We start from the raw sequence: 19,248 nt of genomic DNA on the forward strand, positions 1-19,248 counted from the left end.
CTGGAGGCGGTGCCGTACGTCAGGATCAGCTTCCATGGACCTGCTGAACACGCTGGTGGACAAGGGGCTGCGGCGCGAACTGCCGACCCGCGAAGAAGCGCTCGCCGTACTGGCGACCTCCGACGACGAACTGCTCGACGTGGTGGCCGCCGCCGGGAAGGTGCGCCGTCAGTGGTTCGGACGACGCGTCAAACTCAACTATCTGGTCAACCTCAAGTCGGGCCTCTGCCCCGAGGACTGCTCGTACTGCTCGCAGCGGCTCGGCTCCAAGGCCGGGATCCTCAAGTACACCTGGCTGAAGCCGGAGGAGGCGTCCAAGGCCGCCGCCGCCGGGGTCGCCGGCGGGGCGAAGCGGGTCTGCCTGGTGGCGAGCGGACGCGGCCCGACCGACCGGGACGTCGACCGGGTCACGAAGACCATCGAGGCCATCAAGGAGGAGAACGAGGGCGTCGAGGTGTGCGCCTGCCTCGGTCTGCTCTCCGACGGGCAGGCCGACCGGCTGCGTTCGGCGGGCGCCGACGCGTACAACCACAACCTCAACACGTCCGAGGAGACGTACGGGGCGATCACCACCACGCACACCTACGCGGACCGGGTGGAGACCGTGCAGCAGGCCCAGGCCGCCGGGCTCTCGGCGTGCTCCGGGCTGATCGCCGGGATGGGCGAGAGCGACAAGGACCTGGTGGACGTGGTGTACGCGCTGCGCGACCTGGACCCGGACTCGGTGCCGGTGAACTTCCTGATCCCGTTCGAGGGGACCCCGCTCGCCAAGGAGTGGAACCTCACCCCCCAGCGGTGCCTGCGCATCCTCGCGATGGTCCGCTTCGTCTGCCCCGACGTCGAGGTGCGGCTCGCGGGCGGCCGCGAGGTGCACCTGCGCTCGATGCAGCCGCTGGCGCTGCACCTGGTCAACTCCATCTTCCTGGGCGACTACCTGACGAGTGAGGGCCAGGCCGGCCAGGCCGACCTGGACATGATCGCGGACGCCGGTTTCGAGGTGGAGGGCGCGGGCACGACGACGCTGCCGCGCCACCGCGCCGACGCCCTGGCCGGCGGCTGCGGCAGTACGGCGGCGGAGCCGGCGGGGTGCGGTACGCAGGGCTCCTCGGGCTGCGGTTCGCACGCGGCCGGCGGGGGCTGCGGGCCGTGCGGCGGCCACGGGGAGCCGGAGCCGGTGGCCGCCGGCGCCGAGGACGGCGTCCCGGCCGCGCGCACGGAGCCGAACGGGGCGGCGCGTACGGATCTGGTGGCGGTGCGTCGGCGCGGTGCGGGGACGGATCTCGCCCCCAATGTCTGAGCCGTACGCCCCCGCACTCCCCCGGTCCGCCCCGCCGAAGCCGTACGCCCCCGACGAGCTGCGGGCGCTGGACCGCGCCCACGTCTGGCACCCGTACGGTCCGATGCCGGGCCGCCAGGACCCGCTGATCGTGGAGTCGGCGTCCGGGGTACGGCTCCGGCTCGCCGAACCCGTCGAGGGGCGGCGGGAGTTGGTGGACGGCATGTCCTCCTGGTGGTCGGCGGTGCACGGCTACAACCACCCGGTCCTCAACGAGGCCGCACGCGGCCAGCTGGACCGGATGAGCCATGTGATGTTCGGCGGGCTCACCCATGAGCCCGCCGTCCGGCTGGCGGCCCGGCTGGTGGAGATCACGCCGGAACCGCTCCAGCACGTCTTCCTCGCCGATTCGGGCTCCGTCTCCGTCGAGGTCGCGGTCAAGATGTGCCTGCAGTACTGGCGTTCGGCCGGGCGGCCGGCCAAGCGGCGGCTGCTGACCTGGCGCGGCGGCTACCACGGGGACACCTGGCAGCCGATGTCGGTGTGCGACCCGGAGGGCGGGATGCACGAGCTGTGGTCGGGCTCCCTTCCCCGGCAGGTCTTCGCCGACGCCCCGCCGGACGGCTTCGACGCCGAACCGGACCCCGCCTACGCGGCTCATCTGCGGGAGCTGATCGCCGCGCACGCCGAGGAGGTCGCGGCGGTCGTGGTGGAGCCGGTGGTGCAGGGGGCCGGGGGCATGCGGTTCCACTCCCCCGCCTATCTGCGGGTGCTGCGCGAGGCGTGCGACGAGCACGACGTGCTGCTCGTCCTGGACGAGATCGCGACGGGGTTCGGGCGTACGGGCAAGCTCTTCGCCGCCGGGCATGCCGGGATCGCGCCCGACGTCATGTGTGTCGGCAAGGCTCTGACCGGCGGCTATCTCACGATGGCGGCGACCCTGTGCACCACCCGGGTCGCCGAGGGCATCTCCGGCGGCAAGGTGCCGGTGCTCGCGCACGGCCCGACGTTCATGGGCAACCCGCTGGCCGCCGCGGTCGCCTCGGCCTCCGTGGACCTGCTCCTCGGCCAGGACTGGGAGGCCGAGGTGGCCCGGATCGGCGCGGGGCTGCGCGCCGGGCTCGCGCCCGCCGGGGAGATCGACGGGGTGACGGACGTACGCGTCCTCGGGGCCATCGGCGTCGTCCAGCTCGACCACGAGGTGGACATGGCGGCGGCGACCCGCGCCGCCGTGCGCGAGGGCGTGTGGCTGCGGCCGTTCCGCGACCTCGTGTACACGATGCCGCCGTACGTCACGGGCGACGAGGACGTGGCACGGATCTGCCGGGCCGTGTGCGCGGCCGCACGGGAAGGCTGAAGCGACATGTCGACGATTTTGGTGGTGTCCGGTACGGGCACGGAGATCGGCAAGACCGTGGTGACCGCCGCCGTGGCGGCCGCGGCGCGAGGCCGCCGGGTCGCGGTGCTCAAGCCCGCGCAGACCGGGCTGGCGCCCGGTGAGCCGGGCGACGCGGCCGAGGTCGCACGGTTGGCGGGGAGCGGGGTGACGGCCGTCGAACTGGCCCGCTTCCCGGAGCCGTTGGCCCCGGCGACGGCCGCCCGGCGGGCCGGGCTCTCCCCGGTGCGGCCGGTCGAGGTGGCCGAGGCCGCTCAGAAGCTCGCCACCGAACACGATCTCGTGCTGGTGGAGGGCGCGGGCGGGCTGCTCGTCCGGTTCGACGACGAGGGCGGGACGCTGGCGGACGCGGCCCGGCTGCTGGACGCGCCGGTGCTGGTGGTGGCGCCCGCGGGACTGGGGACGCTCAACGCCACCGCGCTGACGGCCGAGGCGCTGCGGGCCCGGGGGCTGGACTGCCGGGGCGTGGTGATCGGCAGCATGCCGGCCGAGCCCGACCTCGCGGCCCGGTGCAACGTCGAGGACCTGCCGGTGGCGGCCGGCGCACCGCTGCTGGGCGCGGTGCCGGAGGGCTCGGGGGCGCTCCCGGAGGCGGAGTTCGCGGCGCGCGCGCCGCAGTGGCTGGCCCCGGCGCTGGGTGGGACCTGGGCACCGGCCCGGTACTGAGGGCCGGGTCACGTCGCGGATTCGTCGGTGCCGTCCCCGGCCCTCGGGGACTGCCCGGCGACGATCCGGGGGAGAATGGCGAAGGAGCCCGCGTCCGCTCCTCAGGGAGGTCCGTCATGCACCTGCGCGGCAGAACGCCTCCCCGGGACGCGGTGCACCACCCGCTCTTCGCCCGCTTCTACGCCCGGTTCAGCGTGGCCGCCGACGCGAGGGGCGGCATCGTGGCGTACCGCGAGGAGCTGCTGGCGGGGCTCTCCGGCCGGGTCGTCGAGATCGGCGCGGGCAACGGGCTGAACTTCGCCCACTACCCCGGCGCCGTCTCCGAGGTCGTGGCTCTGGAGCCGGAACGCTCGCTGCGGCAGCTCGCGGTCCGCGCCGCCCTGCGCGCCGAGGTGCCCGTGGACGTGGTGCCGGGCGCGGCGGAGGCGATCCCGATGAAGAACGAGGGCTTCGACGCCGCCGTCGCCTCCCTGGTGCTGTGCACCGTACGGGACCTGCCCCGGGCGCTCGCCGAGATCCGGCGCGTCCTGCGGCCGGGCGGCGAACTGCGGTTCTTCGAGCACGGGTTGGCGCGGGGACGGGTGCCGGCGGCGGTGCAGCGGGTGGCGGACCGGACGGTGTGGCCGCTGCTCTTCGGCGGCTGCCACACGGCACGGGACCCGCTGGCCGCGATCGAGGCGGCGGGCTTCGAGGTGGGCGCGTACCGCAGGCTGCGGATTCCGGAGACGGGCCCGCAGATGCCGTCGTCGCCGTGCGTGCTTGGCGTGGCCCGGAAGCCGTTCACGGAGGAGTGAGCCCGGCGGGCTGGGGAACGGAGGCCGGGCGGGCGGTCCGTACCGGGGCACGGGCCCGAAGGCCGTTGGTCCGGGCCCGTTGGTCCGGGTCGCGCCGCGGTGGGTCGCAAGCCGGTGGTTCGGGTCGCGCCGCCGAGCCGCCGGTCCGGTGTCCGGGGTTCCCTAACGGGTCAGACGCTCCACTGCCGCAGCTCGTCGGCGATGGCCCGGACGTCCGCCTTGCCCTGCTTGACCAGCAGGGCGAGGTCACGGACCTGCTCGGGCGAGGTGATGACCTTGAGCCCGGAGGCGACGAGGTAGCCGTAGGCGACGGCCGAGGCAAACATCGCGTTGGAGTGTTCGAGGGCGGGCACGTGCAACAGCAGTTGCAGCAGGGCGGCCGCCCGCGCGTGCGGGTCGGTGTAGACGGCGCTACCGAAGATCTCCGCGTCGTGCCGTGCGACGGCGGCGACGAGCGCCCCCCAGTCGACGACCTGCGGATCCCCGGGCGTCTTGTGCTCGGCCACCATCAGCAGCCAGGAGAGGTCGATCCGGAGGTTCAACGGGTGCCTTCGCGCTCCGGGCCGAACTCCTCGGCGAACACCGACTCGTACTGCTTCATGAAATCGGCCGCGGCCTCGACGAACGTGTGGCCCACCTCGCCCGCGTCCTGCTTGACGAGTTCCTCTATGTAGCGGTTCACGCTCATCCCCCTCTGGAGCGCGCGCTGCCGCGCGGCCTCGGCGGTGGCCTCGTCCACTCGAACGTTCAGCTGAGTCTTGGGCACCCCTCCACGCTAGCGCGGGCGCGCTAGCACCGGCAAGAGGACGGCGCACGAGCCGGAACACCTGTTCGGCGGACAGGGGGCGGCCTTCTTGGCAGGGTGTGTGGTCGGCCCACCGAACTCGTCGTTCCGGCGGGTTCGTTCCGTCCCGACTCGTCGTTCCGGCGGGTTCGCCCCGTCCCGCACGTCCGCTTCTTCCCGCCCTGTGACCTTGTGAGGTGTGTTCAGTGAGTGCTGTCCAGGCGCCCATGACCAGGCCGTTCCGCTTCGGCGTCAATCTCATGGCCCCTGCCGACAGGGCGGAATGGCGGGCCCGCTGCCGCCGGGCGGAGCAGCTCGGCTACGACGTGATCCTGGTGCCGGACCATCTGGACATGCCCGCGCCCTTCCCCTCCCTGGTCGCCGCCGCCGAGGCCACCGAGCGGCCCCGCGTCGGCACCTTCGTGCTGAACGCGGGGTTCTGGAACCCGACGCTCCTGGCCCGCGAGACGGCCGGTACGGACGCGCTCACCTCGGGCCGTCTGGAGCTGGGCATCGGCGCCGGATACGTCCGTACGGAACACGAGCGGGCGGACATCCCGTTCCTCACGCCCAGAGGACGCGTGGACCACCTGCGGCGCACGGTGGAGGAGCTGGACCGGTCGCTGCGCGACGAGGCCCACCGGCCGGCTCCCGCGCAGCGCCCCCGCGTCCCCCTGCTCATCGGCGGCAACGGGGACCGGGTGCTGCGCCTGGCCGCCGAGTACGCCGACACCGTCGCCTTCGCCGGGGCGGCCGGCGACAAGGACGGATCCCTCTCCGTCCTGACGGCCGACCGGCTGGAGGCGCGGGTCGCCGCCTACCGGGCGTTCGCCGCGCTGCGGGAGAGCCCGGCGGAGCTGAACCTGCTGCTCCAGATGGTCGCGGTCACCGACGACCGGCGGGCCGCCGTCCGGCCGCTCCTGGAGCACATGCCCCATCTGAGCGAGGACGAGGTGCTGGAGCTGCCGATCGTCGCGGTCGGCAGCGTGCGCCGGATCGCCGAGCAACTTCGCGAACAGCGCGAGCGGTTCGGCTTCTCGTACCTGACCGTGCTGGAGCCGGCGATGGAAGCCTTCGCACCGGTGGTGGCGGAGCTGGCGGGCACCTGAGGGCTCCGGGCGGGCCGCATGGTGAAACGCGGTCGATCGCGGGCCGGGACGAGTGGTGTGATGACCGCCATGAACGATCATCCGACCACCGTACGATCCGCGACCACCGCCGACCTCGACGAGGTCCTCGCCTTCTGGAAGACGGCCGCCGAGGGCACCAGCATCAGCGACGACGGCGACGGGATCGCCCGCCTGGTGGAGCGGGACCCGGCGGCGCTGCTGCTCGCCGAGCGGGACGGGGTGCTGGTGGGGACGGTCATCGCGGGCTTCGACGGCTGGCGCTGCCACCTCTACCGGCTCGCCGTCCACCCCTCCTCGCGGCGCGAGGGCGTCGGAAGCACCCTGCTCGCGGCGGCGGAGGAACGATTCGCCGCGCTGGACGGGCGACGGGCCGACGCCATGGTCCTCGACCGGAACGCCGTAGCCCACCACGCCTGGCGCGCGGCGGGCTACGGGCCCGAGCCGCAGTGGAGCCGCTGGGTGAAGCACCTGGCGGACCGGTGAGGGCCGGGCCCGTACGCGGAGGCGGTGACGTCGCTCCCGCCCCCGTCGACGCGGCGGCGGGTTTACCTGCGCGCGGACGCGGTAGGGCGGGGCTCCGCTGGGCAGACGCCCTACGATGACATGCCCCTCCACCACGTATTCCTGTCGAAAGGTGTGACCGTCCGCCCATGGGCGAGCCTCCCGGTAGCCGATTCCACCGACCCCGCCGACACCGCGCGGTCCCCGCACCTCTGCCCGATCATGGGACGGAGGTGAACCGATGATCGAAGTCCTTCTGCTGTTCGTCGCCCTGCTGCTCTGCCTCGCCTGCGGCGCCTTCGTCGCGGCCGAGTTCTCGCTCACGACCGTGGAGCGCAGCGAGCTCGAACGGGCCGTCGAACAGGGCGACCGGGGCGCTTCGAGCGCCCTCAAGGCCGTCCGGAGCCTCACCTTCCAGCTCTCGGGGGCCCAGCTCGGCATCACCGTCACCAACCTGGTGATCGGCATGCTCTCCGAACCGTCCATCGCCAAGCTGATCCGCGGCCCCGTCGAAGCGGCCGGGCTGCCTCCCGCCGCGGCCTCCACCCTGGCCCTCGTCATCGGCACGGCGCTGTCGACGGTGGTCCTGATGGTCGTCGGCGAGCTGGTCCCGAAGAACTGGGCGATCTCCTCCCCGCTGGCCGTGGCCAAGGCGGTGGCCACCCCGCAACGGATGTTCACCGCCGTGTTCCGGCCCTTCATCAGCCACCTCAACAACACGGCCAACCGGATCGTGCGCCGCTTCGGTCTGGAGCCGACCGAGGAGCTGGCCTCCGCCCGCAGCCCGCAGGAGCTGGTGGCGCTGGCCCGGCACTCGGCGAAGGAGGGTGCGCTGGAGGCGGACACGGCCGAGCTGTTCGTCCGCACCCTGAACCTCTCCGAACTGACCGCGGAGAACGTGATGACACCGCGCGTGCAGGTGACGGCGCTGGACGTGCAGGCGACGGCCGAGGACGTCGCCAACGCCACCCGGGCCACCGGCCTGTCCCGGTTCCCCGTCTACCGGGGCAGCCTGGACACCGTGGTCGGCGTGGCGCACATCAAGGACGTCCTGGCCGTCCCCGCCGACCGCCGCCCCCGTACCCGGGTGTCCGAGCTGCTGCGCGAGCCCCTGCTCGTACCGGAGACGCTCACCGTGGACAAGCTGCTGGACCGGCTGTCCGGGAAGCTCGCCATGGCCGTGGTGATCGACGAGTACGGCGGTACGGCCGGCGTCGCGACGCTGGAGGACATCGTGGAGGAAGTCGTCGGCGAGGTCCGCGACGAGCACGATCCGCACGAGACGCCCGATCTCGCCGCGGCGGGTGAGGACGCCGACGGCCGCTCCCTGTGGTCGGCCGACGGGGCGGCGCGCACCGACCAGCTCCGCCGGATCGGTCTGCGGGTGCCGGACGGGCCCTACGAGACGCTCGCGGGGCTCATCGCCGCCGAGCTGGGCCGGATCCCCGAGGTGGACGACACCGTCGAGCTGGAGGGGTGGCGGATCGACGTGGTGGACGCGTCGGGCCGCCGGGCCGCGCGCGCCATGCTGCACGCCCCGGTGCCGGGGCCCGAGGACGAGACGGAGGACGAGCGATGATCGTTCTCCAGCTCTTCATCGGCTTGCTCACCCTGGTCGCCAACGCCTTCTTCGTCGGCGCCGAGTTCGCCCTGATCTCGGTGCGCCGCAGTCAGATCGAGCCGGAGGCCGAGGCCGGGAACCGGCGGGCCCGCAGCGTCATCTGGGGTCTTGAGCACGTCTCCGCGCTGCTCGCCGCCGCCCAGCTCGGCATCACGCTCTGCACGCTGGTGCTGGGCATCGTCGCCGAACCGGCCATCGCGCATCTGCTGGAGCCGGTCTTCGACGCGGTCGGGGTGCCGCACGGGCTGGTGCACCCGCTCTCCTTCGCCATCGCGCTGAGCGTGGCCACGTATCTGCACATGCTGCTGGGCGAGATGGTCCCGAAGAACATCTCGCTGGCCGAGCCGACGCGCAGCGCCCTCGCCCTGGGTCCGCCGCTGGTCGCGATGGCCCGTGCCCTGCGGCCGGTGATCTTCGCGATCAACGCGTTCGCCAACGCCCTGCTCAAGCTGTTGCGGGTCGAGGCGAAGGACGAGGTGTCCGCGACGTTCTCGGACAGCGAGCTGGCCCGCATGGTGCAGGACGCCGGGGACGCCGGACTGGTCGACGACCGCTCGGCCCAGCGCCTCCACCACGCCCTGGAGCTGGGCCGCCGCCCGGTGCGGGACGTGGTGATGCCGGTCGACCGGGTCCTGTACGCCGAGGTCGGCACCACACCGGAGGAGTTGGAGCGGCTGTCGTCGGAGTCCGGGTTCTCCCGCTTCCCGGTGATGGACCGCGAGCAGCGCATCCTCGGCTACCTGCACGTGAAGGACGCCCTGGACGCGACGCCCCGGGACGTCCCCTTCCCGGTGTCGGCCATGCGGCCGATCGCCCGCGTACGGACGACGACCCCGCTGGACGACGCGCTGACCGCGATGCGCCGCAGCCGGACCCATCTGGCGGCCGTGCTCGACGAGGACGGCGGGCTCTCCGGCATGGTCACGATGGAGGACGTGCTCCGCGAACTGGTGGGGCGGCCCGGCGCGCGCTGACCCCGCCCTCCCCGTGTCACCGCCCCGTCCGGCCTCCGCCGGGCGGGGCGGTGACACGCGCGGTAGGATCGCCGGGCCATGGAACTGAATGCCTCCTACACCAGTCTCGTCGCGGTCGGCGACTCGTTCACCGAGGGCATGTCGGACCTCCTCCCCGACGGCACGTACCGGGGCTGGGCCGATCTCCTCGCCTCCCGGCTGGCGGCCCGCTCCCCCGGTTTCCGGTACGCGAACCTCGCCGTGCGCGGCAAGCTCATCAGCCAGATCGTGGACGACCAGGTGGAGGCCGCGGCGGCGCTCCGGCCCGATGTGATCACCCTGGTCGGCGGGCTCAACGACACCCTGCGCCCGAAGTGCGACATGGGGATGGTCCGGGGGCGGCTGGAGGAGGCCGTGGAGCGGCTCACACCCTCCTGCGAGCAGCTGGTGCTGATGCGGAGCCCCGGGCGCAGCGGGCCGGTGTTCGACCGGTTCCGGCCCCGGATCGAGGCGCTGTTCGCACTGATCGACGATCTCGCCGCTCAGCACGGGGCCGCGGTGGTGGACCTCTACTCCGCGCCCTCGCTCGCCGACCCGCGGATGTGGGACGTCGACCGGCTGCACCTCACCGCCGAGGGGCACCGGCGGGTCGCCGAGGCCGTCTGGCAGGTCCTGGGGCTGCCGCCCGAGCTGGACTGGCGTGCGCGGATGCCGGCGACCGCGCCGCCGCACTGGGCCGCCCGGCGCACCGAGGACATCCGCTTCGCCCGCCGGCATCTGGGCCCCTGGATCGGGCGGCGGCTCACCGGCCGCTCCTCCGGCGACGGCCGCTGGGGCGCGCAGTACGACGCGGCGGCCGGCCGGGCCTTCTGGATCACCCCGGCGGACGCCGAGAACCCCGGCCCGGTGACGGGATGGCGACGGGCCGCCTCCCCCGACGCCGCGGTGAGCGGTAAGGAGAGCGACTGAACCGGCTGCCGCGCCCGCGCGCTTCGTAGCAAACCACCAACCGGGGTGCGGCGCGGAGCTGCAGGAACCGCCAGTAGAATCGGTCCACGTGAACGCCGTGTCTGCGAAGCCTCGCATCCCCAATGTCCTGGCCGGCCGCTACGCCTCCGCGGAGCTGGCCGTCCTGTGGTCCCCCGAGCAGAAGGTGAAGCTGGAGCGTCAGCTGTGGCTGGCGGTGCTGCGCGCTCAGAAGGACCTCGGGATCGAGGTGCCGGACGCCGCCCTCGCCGACTACGAGCGCGTGCTCGACCAGGTGGACCTGGCCTCCATCGCCGAGCGCGAGAAGGTCACCCGGCATGACGTGAAGGCCCGGATCGAGGAGTTCAACGCCCTCGCCGGCCACGAGCAGGTCCACAAGGGCATGACCTCGCGGGACCTGACGGAGAACGTCGAGCAGCTCCAGATCCGGCTCTCGCTGGAGCTGATGCGCGACCGCACCGTCGCCGTGCTGGCCCGGCTCGGCAAGCTCGCGGCCGAGTACCGCGAGCTGGTGATCGCCGGACGCTCGCACAACGTCGCCGCCCAGGCCACGACGCTGGGCAAGCGCTTCGCGACCGCCGCCGACGAGCTGCTGGTCGCCTACGGCCGCCTGGAGGACCTGCTCGCGCGCTACCCGCTGCGCGGGATCAAGGGCCCGGTCGGCACGGCCCAGGACATGCTGGACCTGCTCGGCGGCGACGCGGACAAGCTCGCCGACCTGGAGCGGCGCATCGCCGCGCACCTCGGCTTCGCCGAGGCGTTCACCTCGGTCGGCCAGGTCTACCCCCGCTCCCTCGACTACGACGTGGTCACCGCGCTGGTGCAGCTCGCCGCGGCGCCCTCCTCGGTGGCCAAGACCATCCGGCTGATGGCCGGGCACGAGCTGGTGACCGAGGGCTTCAAGCCCGGCCAGGTCGGCTCGTCCGCCATGCCGCACAAGATGAACACGCGCTCCTGCGAGCGGGTCAACGGCCTGATGGTGATCCTGCGCGGCTACGCCTCGATGACGGGCGAGCTGGCCGGCGACCAGTGGAACGAGGGCGACGTCTCCTGCTCCGTGGTCCGCCGGGTGGCGCTCCCGGACGCGTTCTTCGCCTTCGACGGGCTGCTGGAGACCTTCCTGACGGTGCTGGACGAGTTCGGCGCGTTCCCCGCGGTCGTGGCGCGCGAGCTGGACCGCTACCTCCCGTTCCTGGCGACCACCAAGGTCCTGATGGGCGCCGTACGGGCCGGAGTGGGCCGTGAGGAGGCGCACGAGGCGATCAAGGAGAACGCGGTCGCCTCCGCCCTCGCGATGCGGGAGCGGGGCGTCGAGCGCAACGAACTGCTGGACAAGCTCGCCGCCGACGAGCGGATCCCCCTGGACCGGGCGCGGCTGGACGAGCTGATGGCCGACAAGCTCTCGTTCACGGGCGCGGCCGGCGACCAGGTGACCTCGCTGGTCGCCCGGATCGAGGAGATCGCCAAGCAGCACCCGGAGGCCGCGGGGTACGCCCCGGGCTCGATCCTCTGACCCGGCGCGGCCCGCTCCGGACGACCTCCGAGGACGTATGACCCCCGAAGAGCTGAACGCCGCCCGCGGCCGCATCGTCCCCGATGTGGTCGCGGGCGGTCTGCGCGTGCTCTTCTGCGGCATCAACCCGAGCCTGACGACCGCGGTGACGGGCCACCATTTCGCCCACCCCGGCAACAGGTTCTGGCCGGTCCTGCACCGATCGGGGTTCACGCCCCGGCAGTTGCGCCCGGCGGAGCAGGCCGAGCTGCTCGGCCTCGGGCTCGGCATCACCAACGTGGTGGCGCGGGCCACGGCCCGCGCCGACGAGTTGGACGCGGAGGAGTTCCGCCGGGGCGGGGCGGATCTGACGGCCAAGGTCGAACGGCTCGCGCCGCGGTGGCTCGCGGTCGTCGGCATCACCGCCTACCGCACGGCGTTCGGGGAGCCCCGGGCCCGGATCGGCCCCCAGGACCGTACGGTCGGCGGCGCCCGGGTGTGGGCGCTCCCCAACCCCAGCGGCCTCAACGCGCACTGGACGGTCGCGACCATGGCCGAGGAGTACGGCCGCCTCCGGAACGCCGTACGCGACGACACCGGGCCGGCGAGGCCCTCGGCCGGAACGCACCGCTCCGGCTGACCGCCCGGGCGGCCCGGACAGCGTGGGCCGGGCGCCACGGTGTGGGCGGGCGGCCGGTTCCGCAGGCCGGCCCCTACCGGCCGCCGTGCCCCGATACGCCCGGTTCCGCCGCCGCGAGGCGCCCAGGTTGCGGCTCGATACCGGCTTCCCTCGCTGGTCGCGGGGCACACGGCCACCAAGTACGATCCGGCAGACATGCGCACGAGCTGGGAGGACATACCGTGGGTCGGCTGACCGGTGGGGACCCGTCCCTGTTGCGGCGGATCAATTCCGCGGTGGTGCTGCACGCCCTGAGAGGGGCCGGCGCCCCCACGCTGACGGACCTCACGCAGATCACCGGGCTGTCGCGGCCGACGGTCGAAGGGGTTGTCGAGGGGCTGTTCGAGGCGGGTCTCGTCGCCGAGGCCGCGCCCGACGAGAGCGAGGCCCGGCGTCAGGGCCGACCCGCCCGGAGGTTCCGCTTCCGGGCCGAGGCGGGGCACCTTCTCGGGGTGGAGATCGGTCCGCACCGGGTGTCGGCGCTCATCTCGGGGCTCGACGGGCGGATCGTCGGGGCCGGCTCCCGGGTGGTGTCGGAGACGGCGGGCGCGGACGACCGGCTCGACCAGGTCCGGGCCGTCATCGCGGACGTGCTCCGCCGCACCGGGGTGGCCCGGAGCAGTCTGCGCGCGGTCGGTGTGGGCAGCCCCGGGATCGTCGAGGCCGACGGCACCGTACGGCTGGGTACGGCGCTGCCGGACTGGACCGGACTCGCGCTCGGGGAGCGGCTGCGCCGTTCGTTCCGCTGCCCGGTCCTCGTGGAGAACGACGCCAACGCGGCGGCCGTGGCGGAGCATTGGAAGGGCGCGGCAACCGGGACCAACGACGTGGTCTTCGTGCTGGCGGGGCTGAGCCCCGGCGCGGGGTCCCTGATCGGCGGGCGGCTGCACCGGGGGTTCGGCGGGGCCGCCGGGGAGATCGGCGCTCTGCACCTGCTGGGCCGGGAGGTGACCCCGGAACACCTGCTGTCGACGACGGACACGCCGCTGCACCCGCTGGACGAGCAGGCGGTGGCCGTGGTGTTCGCCAAGGCCAAGCAGGGCGACGCGGGGGCCAGGGCGGCGGTCGACCGGTTCCTCCAGCGGCTGGTGCACGATGTGGCGGCGCTGGTGCTGGCGCTCGATCCGGAGCTGGTCGTGGTCGGCGGCTGGGCCGCCGGACTGGACGGGGTGCTGGAGCCGCTCCGGAAGGAGTTGGCCCGCTACTGTCTGCGGCCGCCCAAGGTGACGCTGTCGCTGCTCGGGGAGGCCGCCGTCGCGACGGGGGCGCTGCGGCTCGCCCTCGACCACGTCGAGAAGGACCTGTTCGCCGTCGAGGGGGCCGTGACGGCCGGCCGCTGAGCGGCGTGGTCGCACACGGCGGAGCCCGGCCGTGACCGTACGCGGCCGAGCACGGCGGGTACGGGACCCGACTCGAACCCGCCGAGGATCTGGCGGGCGCGGGTTGGTCCGGTCCGGCCGGAAAAGTCAGGACGCCTGGCGCTCGGGCTCGTCGTCGTGGCTGATCTCCAGCGCGCCGGAGTCCCCGAAGGTGAGCCGGCAGGTGTCCGCGCGGTAGGTGGCGACGGAGACGGCCGCCGTTCCGACCGCGGTGAGGTAGCGAGTGGTGACGACCAGGACGGGGGCGCCGGGGAGGCGGTCCAGTTCCTTGGCGTCGTCCGCCCGCGCGGAGCCGAGCTCCACGGAGCGGTCCTGGCCCTGCAGGCCGAGCCGGTGCAGCTCGCGCAGGACGGCGCGGGCCCGCACCGGGCCGGACGCCTCGATGGCGGAGAGGTCGGGCACGGAGGAGCCGGGGACGTAGACCAGCTCCGCCGCCACCACCTGTCCCTGGGTCTCGCGGATGCGGCGCACCACGTGCACCGGCTCGGCGGGGTCGGTGCCGAGCGTCGCGGCGACCGGCGCCGGGGCCTTGGCCACGGTGCTGTCGACGGGCTGCCACGCCTCGCCGCCGACGTCGCCCGCCCACTCGTGCGGGGCGGTCGAGACGGCGACGCCGACGCGCGGCGGGGCGACGGTCGTGCCCACACCGCGGCGACGCTGCAGGCGGCCTTCCAGTTCGAGCTGTTCCAGTGCCTGCCTCAGCGTGGCGCGCGCGACACCGAACCGTGCCGCGAGGTCCCGTTCGTTGGGCAGGATCTCGCCCACCGCAAAGTCCGAGTCGAGTGCCTCACTGAGCACGGTCTTGAGGTGCCAGTACTTCGGCTCCTGTACCGATTCCAGCTGCGTGGTCCCCACCCTGTCCTCCGCAATCGCCCAGCGTCTTTCCGCGACGTTATTTATTAAAGGTTCCTGCCTTAAGTGGAGACCCTAGGACGGCCTACCCCCTTGGTCAAGACCAATACTTATTCCGTAACGGAACGAAACGGAACTCTGGCGCAGAGCGTTCACACGACGTTCGTGATGCCGTGAGGTGGGCGCAGCACGAAAGCCCCGCCGACACAAGGACGGCGGGGCTCTGACCAGGGGTTCGATGACCCATGAGGCCGGAGTGGCGCGAGTGCGCCGACCATTACGGCGCGGACAAAACTGCGAGCTTGTCCGGATTACGAATGATATAGGCGCATTGAATGACACCTTGGCCGACTTCGATCTGAAAGACGGCGTCGGCTTTCCCTCCGACGAAGTAGACCACCGCGGGCGCGCCGTTGAGCTCGACGACGCGGAGCTCCCCGGCGGGGTCCAGCTCGCCCGCCACCGCGAAGAGGAAGCGGCCGACCTTGTCGGCGGTCTCGATGATCCGGCGCGGACCCTTCGCCTTGCCGCCGCTGTCGCCGACGAGCCGGACGTCCGGCGCCAGCAGCGCGAGCAGCGGCTCGATGGCTCCCCCGGCGGCGGCGGCCAGGAACCGCTCGGTGAGGTCGCGCCGCTCGGCGGGGTCCACGACGTAGCGCGGCCTGCGCTCCTCCACATGGCGCCGGGCCCGGCCGCCGAGCTGCCGCACCGCCGCCTCGGTACGGTCGAGGGCGGCGGCGATCTCGGCGTACGGGAAGCCGAACGCCTCCCGGAGCACGAACACCGCGCGCTCCAGCGGGGAGAGCGATTCGAGGACGACCAGGACGGCGAACGAGACGGAGTCGGCGAGGACGGCGCGCTCCGCGGTGTCGGGCACGGCGGGGCCGAAGTCCGTCACCAGCGGTTCCGGCAGCCAGGGTCCCGGGTACGCCTCCCGGCGCGACCGGAGGTGGCGCAGCCGGTCGACGGCCAGCCGGGTGGTGATCCGTACCAGGTACGCCGGGGGTTCCCGGACGCGTGCGCGGTCGGCGGCCGACCAGCGCAGCCACGCCTCTTGGACCACGTCCTCGGCGTCGGCGATCCGGCCGAGCATGCGGTAGGCGACGCCGGTGAGAACGGGGCGGTGCTCCTCGAAGAGGTCGGTCGCGGCGTCGGCGGTCATCGCCCCATCCCAGTCCACGGATCACGCGCTGTCCAGCCGGGGCCGCCCCCTCGGCAGCGGGAACAACGCGACTCCCCCTCGGCAGCGACGACAGCCCGGCGCCCGCCCTCTCTGCAGCCGGGCCTCGGCATCCGGGACCGCCCCGCCTCTTGAACTGCAAGCTACTCGACGGTAATTGTTGTTGACGAGATGTCTACCCACACCAGGGAGCAGCAGCATGACGACCACGGTCTCCTTCACCGCCCCGACGGCCGTCGGCCCCCGCCGCGTCTCGGTCGCGTACGAACGGACCGGCTCCGGTGAGCCGTTGCTGCTCCTCCACGGCATCGGGCACCACCTCCAGGCGTGGGAGCCGGTGACCCGCGTCCTGGCCGCCGAGCGCGAGGTGATAGCCGTGGACCTGCCCGGTTTCGGCGTCTCGCCGCCGCTGCCGGACGGTGTCCCGTACGACCTCCCGACCGTCGCCGCGGTGCTCGGGGCCTTCTGCGCCGAACTGGGCCTGGACCGCCCCCATGTGGCCGGGAACTCGCTGGGCGGGCTGATCGCACTGGAACTCGGCCGCGCCGGGCTGGTGCGCTCGGTGACCGCGCTCTCCCCGGCCGGCTTCTGGACCGAGCCGGAGCGCCGGTACGCCTTCGGTACCCTGCGGGCGATGCGCCGGGCCGCGCTGGCCATGCCGCTGCCGCTGATCGAGCGCCTGTCGCGCGGCGCGGCCGGGCGGACGGCCCTCACCAGCACCATCTACGCCCGGCCCGGCAGGCGTTCACCCGAGGCCGTCGTCGCCGAGACGCTCGCCCTGCGCGAGGCGACCGGGTTCCACGCCACGATGGCGGCCGGCCGGGGCACCACCTTCGACCAGGACGTCAAGGGCATCCCGGTCACCGTCGCCTGGGGCACCGCCGACCGGATCCTGCTGCGCCGGCAGGGGATCCGCGCCAAGCGGGTGCTCCCCGACGCCCGGCTCGTGCGGCTGCCCGGCTGCGGGCACGTCCCGATGAACGACGACCCGGCGCTGGTGGCCCGCGTCGTCCTGGACACCAGCCGCTGATCCCGGCCGTCCGGCACCCGGTCGCCCGGGGCCCGGAGCGCCGGCGGCCGGACGGCGGCGGAGCACGCCGGAGCCGTACGCCACGCCGATGCCGACGAGGAGGCTCCCCGCGCCCTGTGCGAGGCCGTACGTCCCGGCCCCGACCAGCGGTGCGGTGAGCGCGGCGGAGACCGGGATCAGCCCGGAGAACAGCGTGGCGCGCTCGGCCCCGATGCGCTGGATCCCGCTGTACCAGCAGACGAACCCGATGACGGTGACGACGGCGGCCTGCCACAGCAGGGCAGCCGCCTCGCCGCCGGTCGGGAACCGCAGGAATGAGCCGCCGTCCAGCACCGCGCCGAGCAGGGCCGACTCGACGGCGGCCACCGCGCACACGGTCGCGGAGAGCAGTTTCGGGCCGAGCGGCCGCAGGACCGGGACGGCGAGGACCGCGAAACCCACCTCTCCCGCGAGCGCGCCGACCGAGAACAGCACGCCCGTCGCATCGGTGCGCCCCCAGCCCTGGACGGCGAACGCCCCGGCGGCGACGAGCCCGGCCGCGTACAGCGTCGTGCGGGCGGGGCGACGGCGCTCCAGCAGCGGCACGAGGACACCGACCACGATCGGCGCGCAGCCGACGAAGACCCCCGGAACGGCGGGCTCCGCCGACTGCTCGGCCGCCAGGACCGCCAGGTTGAAGCCGACCATGCCCACGGCGGCGAGCACCGCGACGCGCCCCCACTGGCGAGGGGTCAGACGCCGGAGCCGGTCGGACGCGCGGTCGGGCCCGCCGCGCAGCAGGGGGACGAGCAGCAGTGCGGCGAGCCCGTAGCGGAGGGCCTGGCCGCCCGCGAACGGGTAGTCGCCGAGGACGCTGTTGGCGGTGAAGGACGCCCCCACCAGGACACACGCGAAGGCGGCGAGGAGCACCCCGCGCAGAGAGGTTGCGTTCATGGGGCCGACGCTAAGGTCGCCGCCGGACCGGTTTAAGGTCCACTTCCATGACGTCATCGGGGACCAATCCGCGACATGCTTCGGCGGAAACCCTCGCCCCGGCCTGGGAGTTGCTGGTGCCCGCCGCTGCCGCCCCGGCGCGCGGGCGGGGGCGCGCGCTGAGGTCCGCCCTCCGGGACGCGGTGCGCTCCGGCCGTCTCGCCGCCTCCACCCGGCTGCCCTCCAGCCGCGAACTCGCCGCAGATCTGGGGGTGTCGCGCGGGCTGGTCACCGAGGCGTACGAGCAGCTGACCGCCGAGGGGTACCTGCGCAGCGGCCGGGGCGCGGGCACCTGGGTGAGCGACGGCGTACGCGCGGCGGAGCGCTCCGCGCGCGACCGTGCGCCGCGCGCGCGGGGCGTGCGGTACGACTTCCGCCCCGGCACCCCGGATCTCTCCCTCTTCCCGCGCGGCGCGTGGAGCGCCGCCCAGCGGACCGTGTCCGGTCGGCTGCCGCACGACGCGCTGGGCTACCCCGATCCGCGCGGGCTGCCGGAGCTGCGCGAGGCGCTGGCCGGGCTGCTCGCCCGACGCCGGGGAGTGGTGGCCGATCCGGAGCGGGTGGTGGTCTGCTCGGGGGTGGCACAGGCGACGACGCTGCTCGGATTCGTGCTGCGGGACGGGGGCGCGGCCTCGGTCGGGGTGGAGGACCCGGGCAGCCCGGAGCACGCGGCGCTGTTCGCGGCGACCGGCCTGAGCACCGTCCCGCTCCCCCTCGACGAGGACGGCCTCGCCCCGGGGCCCCTGGAACGCTCCGGCGTACGCGCCGTGGTGACCACGCCGGCGCACCAGTTCCCGACCGGTATCGCCTATTCCGCGCGGCGCCGGGGCGAGTTGCTGGACTGGGCGCGCCGGACGGACGGCGTGATCATGGAAGACGACTACGACGGGGACTTCCGGTACGACCGGGAGCCGGTGGGGGCCCTCCAGGGGCTGGACCCGGAGCGGGTCGTGTACACCGGTTCGGTGAGCAAGTCGCTCGCCCCCGGTCTGCGGCTCGGCTGGCTGGTGGCCCCCGCCGCGCTCACCGAGCGGATCGTCGCCCGCAAGCGGACCATGGACCTCGGCAATCCGGTGCTCGACCAGGCGGTCCTGGCCGACTTCGTCGTGCGCGGCGGCTACGACCGGCAGTTGCGGCGCTGCCAACGGGCCTACCGGGAGCGGCGGGACGCGATGGTGGCCGCGCTCGACGAGCACTTCCCCGGCACGGCGGTCAGCGGGATCGCGGCGGGGCTGCACGTCATCGCCCGGCTGCCCGCGCGGTACGGCCCCGAGGACGTCTTCCTGGCGCGGGCGGCCTCGGCGGGCATCGCCCTGCGACCGCTGCGCGACTGCGGAACGGCCGGTTCCGAGGACGGTTCGCTGCCGCTGGTCCTCGGGTACGCCCATCTCGCCCCGGCCTCCATCGCACGGGGCGCGGCGGCGCTGGCCGCGGCGGTGCGCCCCGGAAGGCGTCCCGGGCCCGGCCGGTCCGGGCCCGGCTGACCCTCCGGGGCGGGACGACGGGCGCCGTTCACCCGGGGTTGGGGCTCCGGCCGCCGCGGGGCGCTAGGCATG

18 protein-coding genes and 1 pseudogene are annotated in these 19,248 nt (G+C 73.9%); 14 read left to right on the forward strand and 5 right to left on the reverse strand.

What is annotated here, in order from left to right:
• Positions 1 to 34 precede the first annotated feature (34 nt).
• From bioB to IF19_RS0120030, 4 genes are all read left to right on the forward strand, one after another.
• Positions 35 to 1,297 carry a biotin synthase BioB gene (bioB, locus tag IF19_RS0120015; protein WP_030276579.1) on the forward strand — a complete coding sequence of 421 codons (1,263 nt, stop codon included), beginning with the start codon at positions 35 to 37 and terminating at the stop codon, positions 1,295 to 1,297.
• Positions 1,290 to 2,633 (forward strand): adenosylmethionine--8-amino-7-oxononanoate transaminase, encoded by a 1,344-nt coding sequence (locus IF19_RS0120020; RefSeq protein WP_030276581.1) that lies wholly within the window; start codon positions 1,290 to 1,292, stop codon positions 2,631 to 2,633. Before bioB ends, IF19_RS0120020 begins: the two co-directional genes overlap by 8 nt.
• 6 nt (positions 2,634 to 2,639) lie before the next feature.
• Positions 2,640 to 3,338: a dethiobiotin synthase gene (bioD, locus tag IF19_RS0120025; protein ID WP_030118832.1), complete on the forward strand. Its 699-nt coding sequence runs from the start codon at positions 2,640 to 2,642 to the stop codon at positions 3,336 to 3,338.
• Between the two features lie 116 nt (positions 3,339 to 3,454).
• Positions 3,455 to 4,132 carry a class I SAM-dependent methyltransferase gene (locus IF19_RS0120030; protein ID WP_030276583.1) on the forward strand — a complete coding sequence of 226 codons (678 nt, stop codon included), beginning with the start codon at positions 3,455 to 3,457 and terminating at the stop codon, positions 4,130 to 4,132.
• Positions 4,133 to 4,302: 170 nt separating this feature from the next.
• On the opposite strand, the gene IF19_RS0120035 is transcribed toward IF19_RS0120030, so the two are convergent.
• Positions 4,303 to 4,674, reverse strand: coding sequence for a hypothetical protein (locus IF19_RS0120035; RefSeq protein ID WP_030118829.1), 372 nt, complete (start codon positions 4,672 to 4,674; stop codon positions 4,303 to 4,305).
• Entirely contained in the window at positions 4,671 to 4,898 is a 228-nt protein-coding gene (locus tag IF19_RS0120040; RefSeq protein ID WP_014157595.1) for a hypothetical protein, read from the reverse strand. Before IF19_RS0120040 ends, IF19_RS0120035 begins: the two co-directional genes overlap by 4 nt.
• 245 nt (positions 4,899 to 5,143) lie before the next feature.
• Between IF19_RS0120040 and IF19_RS0120045 the strand changes: the two genes are divergently transcribed.
• The 8 genes from IF19_RS0120045 to IF19_RS0120080 all read left to right on the forward strand — a co-directional run bounded on the left by IF19_RS0120045 (position 5,144) and on the right by IF19_RS0120080 (position 13,619).
• Positions 5,144 to 6,025 carry an LLM class F420-dependent oxidoreductase gene (locus tag IF19_RS0120045; protein WP_030118828.1) on the forward strand — a complete coding sequence of 294 codons (882 nt, stop codon included), beginning with the start codon at positions 5,144 to 5,146 and terminating at the stop codon, positions 6,023 to 6,025.
• 60 nt (positions 6,026 to 6,085) lie between these two features.
• Complete coding sequence (locus IF19_RS0120050; RefSeq protein WP_030118827.1) at positions 6,086 to 6,529, forward strand: GNAT family N-acetyltransferase; 444 nt, start codon at positions 6,086 to 6,088, stop codon at positions 6,527 to 6,529.
• 259 nt (positions 6,530 to 6,788) lie between these two features.
• The gene (locus tag IF19_RS0120055) at positions 6,789 to 8,126 is read left to right on the forward strand and encodes a hemolysin family protein (protein WP_030118826.1); all 1,338 of its coding nucleotides are present in this window, start codon (positions 6,789 to 6,791) and stop codon (positions 8,124 to 8,126) included.
• Positions 8,123 to 9,142 carry a hemolysin family protein gene (locus IF19_RS0120060; protein WP_030118825.1) on the forward strand — a complete coding sequence of 340 codons (1,020 nt, stop codon included), beginning with the start codon at positions 8,123 to 8,125 and terminating at the stop codon, positions 9,140 to 9,142. The genes IF19_RS0120055 and IF19_RS0120060 overlap by 4 nt, the downstream gene beginning before the upstream one ends.
• Positions 9,143 to 9,220: 78 nt before the next feature.
• Positions 9,221 to 10,090, forward strand: coding sequence for an SGNH/GDSL hydrolase family protein (locus IF19_RS0120065; RefSeq protein ID WP_030118824.1), 870 nt, complete (start codon positions 9,221 to 9,223; stop codon positions 10,088 to 10,090).
• A gap of 97 nt (positions 10,091 to 10,187) precedes the next feature.
• Entirely contained in the window at positions 10,188 to 11,621 is a 1,434-nt protein-coding gene (purB, locus tag IF19_RS0120070; RefSeq protein WP_030118823.1) for an adenylosuccinate lyase, read from the forward strand.
• A gap of 37 nt (positions 11,622 to 11,658) precedes the next feature.
• The gene (gene mug, locus IF19_RS0120075) at positions 11,659 to 12,240 is read left to right on the forward strand and encodes a G/U mismatch-specific DNA glycosylase (RefSeq protein WP_030118822.1); all 582 of its coding nucleotides are present in this window, start codon (positions 11,659 to 11,661) and stop codon (positions 12,238 to 12,240) included.
• Between the two features lie 221 nt (positions 12,241 to 12,461).
• On the forward strand, positions 12,462 to 13,619 hold the full coding sequence (locus IF19_RS0120080) for an ROK family protein (protein ID WP_030118821.1): 1,158 nt from the start codon (positions 12,462 to 12,464) through the stop codon (positions 13,617 to 13,619).
• Positions 13,620 to 13,745: 126 nt separating this feature from the next.
• Here the strand turns inward: IF19_RS0120080 and IF19_RS0120085 are convergent, their stop codons facing one another.
• Together IF19_RS0120085 and sigJ are read right to left on the reverse strand one after the other, a co-directional pair.
• Positions 13,746 to 14,513 (reverse strand): GntR family transcriptional regulator, encoded by a 768-nt coding sequence (locus IF19_RS0120085; protein ID WP_030118820.1) that lies wholly within the window; start codon positions 14,511 to 14,513, stop codon positions 13,746 to 13,748.
• Between the two features lie 274 nt (positions 14,514 to 14,787).
• Positions 14,788 to 15,672 (reverse strand): RNA polymerase sigma factor SigJ, encoded by an 885-nt coding sequence (gene sigJ, locus IF19_RS0120090; RefSeq protein WP_030118819.1) that lies wholly within the window; start codon positions 15,670 to 15,672, stop codon positions 14,788 to 14,790.
• A 217-nt stretch (positions 15,673 to 15,889) separates the two neighbouring features.
• Between sigJ and IF19_RS0120095 the strand changes: the two genes are divergently transcribed.
• On the forward strand, positions 15,890 to 16,720 hold the full coding sequence (locus tag IF19_RS0120095; protein ID WP_030118818.1) for an alpha/beta fold hydrolase: 831 nt from the start codon (positions 15,890 to 15,892) through the stop codon (positions 16,718 to 16,720).
• A gap of 519 nt (positions 16,721 to 17,239) precedes the next feature.
• Here the strand turns inward: IF19_RS0120095 and IF19_RS1000000139005 are convergent.
• A pseudogene (locus IF19_RS1000000139005) lies at positions 17,240 to 17,710 on the reverse strand (EamA family transporter); the annotation flags it as partial.
• Between IF19_RS1000000139005 and pdxR the strand changes: the two are divergent.
• Positions 17,701 to 19,176 carry a MocR-like pyridoxine biosynthesis transcription factor PdxR gene (pdxR, locus tag IF19_RS0120105; protein ID WP_030276584.1) on the forward strand — a complete coding sequence of 492 codons (1,476 nt, stop codon included), beginning with the start codon at positions 17,701 to 17,703 and terminating at the stop codon, positions 19,174 to 19,176. The pseudogene IF19_RS1000000139005 and the gene pdxR overlap by 10 nt on opposite strands.
• Positions 19,177 to 19,248 lie beyond the last annotated feature (72 nt).

It is taken from the genome of Streptomyces californicus (assembly GCF_000717645.1).
Lineage (GTDB): Bacteria > Actinomycetota > Actinomycetes > Streptomycetales > Streptomycetaceae > Streptomyces > Streptomyces californicus.

Excerpts from the sequence above, each read along its gene's own strand:
- bioB (WP_030276579.1), top strand. The coding sequence starts at position 35 with ATGGACCTGCTGAACACGCTGGTGGACAAGGGGCTGCGGCGCGAACTG.
- IF19_RS0120020 (WP_030276581.1), top strand. The coding sequence starts at position 1,290 with ATGTCTGAGCCGTACGCCCCCGCACTCCCCCGGTCCGCCCCGCCGAAG.
- bioD (WP_030118832.1), top strand. The coding sequence starts at position 2,640 with ATGTCGACGATTTTGGTGGTGTCCGGTACGGGCACGGAGATCGGCAAG.
- IF19_RS0120030 (WP_030276583.1), top strand. The coding sequence starts at position 3,455 with ATGCACCTGCGCGGCAGAACGCCTCCCCGGGACGCGGTGCACCACCCG.
- IF19_RS0120045 (WP_030118828.1), top strand. The coding sequence starts at position 5,144 with ATGACCAGGCCGTTCCGCTTCGGCGTCAATCTCATGGCCCCTGCCGAC.
- IF19_RS0120050 (WP_030118827.1), top strand. The coding sequence starts at position 6,086 with ATGACCGCCATGAACGATCATCCGACCACCGTACGATCCGCGACCACC.
- IF19_RS0120055 (WP_030118826.1), top strand. The coding sequence starts at position 6,789 with ATGATCGAAGTCCTTCTGCTGTTCGTCGCCCTGCTGCTCTGCCTCGCC.
- IF19_RS0120060 (WP_030118825.1), top strand. The coding sequence starts at position 8,123 with ATGATCGTTCTCCAGCTCTTCATCGGCTTGCTCACCCTGGTCGCCAAC.
- IF19_RS0120065 (WP_030118824.1), top strand. The coding sequence starts at position 9,221 with ATGGAACTGAATGCCTCCTACACCAGTCTCGTCGCGGTCGGCGACTCG.
- mug (WP_030118822.1), top strand. The coding sequence starts at position 11,659 with ATGACCCCCGAAGAGCTGAACGCCGCCCGCGGCCGCATCGTCCCCGAT.
- sigJ (WP_030118819.1), bottom strand. The coding sequence starts at position 15,672 with ATGACCGCCGACGCCGCGACCGACCTCTTCGAGGAGCACCGCCCCGTT.
- IF19_RS0120095 (WP_030118818.1), top strand. The coding sequence starts at position 15,890 with ATGACGACCACGGTCTCCTTCACCGCCCCGACGGCCGTCGGCCCCCGC.
- pdxR (WP_030276584.1), top strand. The coding sequence starts at position 17,701 with ATGACGTCATCGGGGACCAATCCGCGACATGCTTCGGCGGAAACCCTC.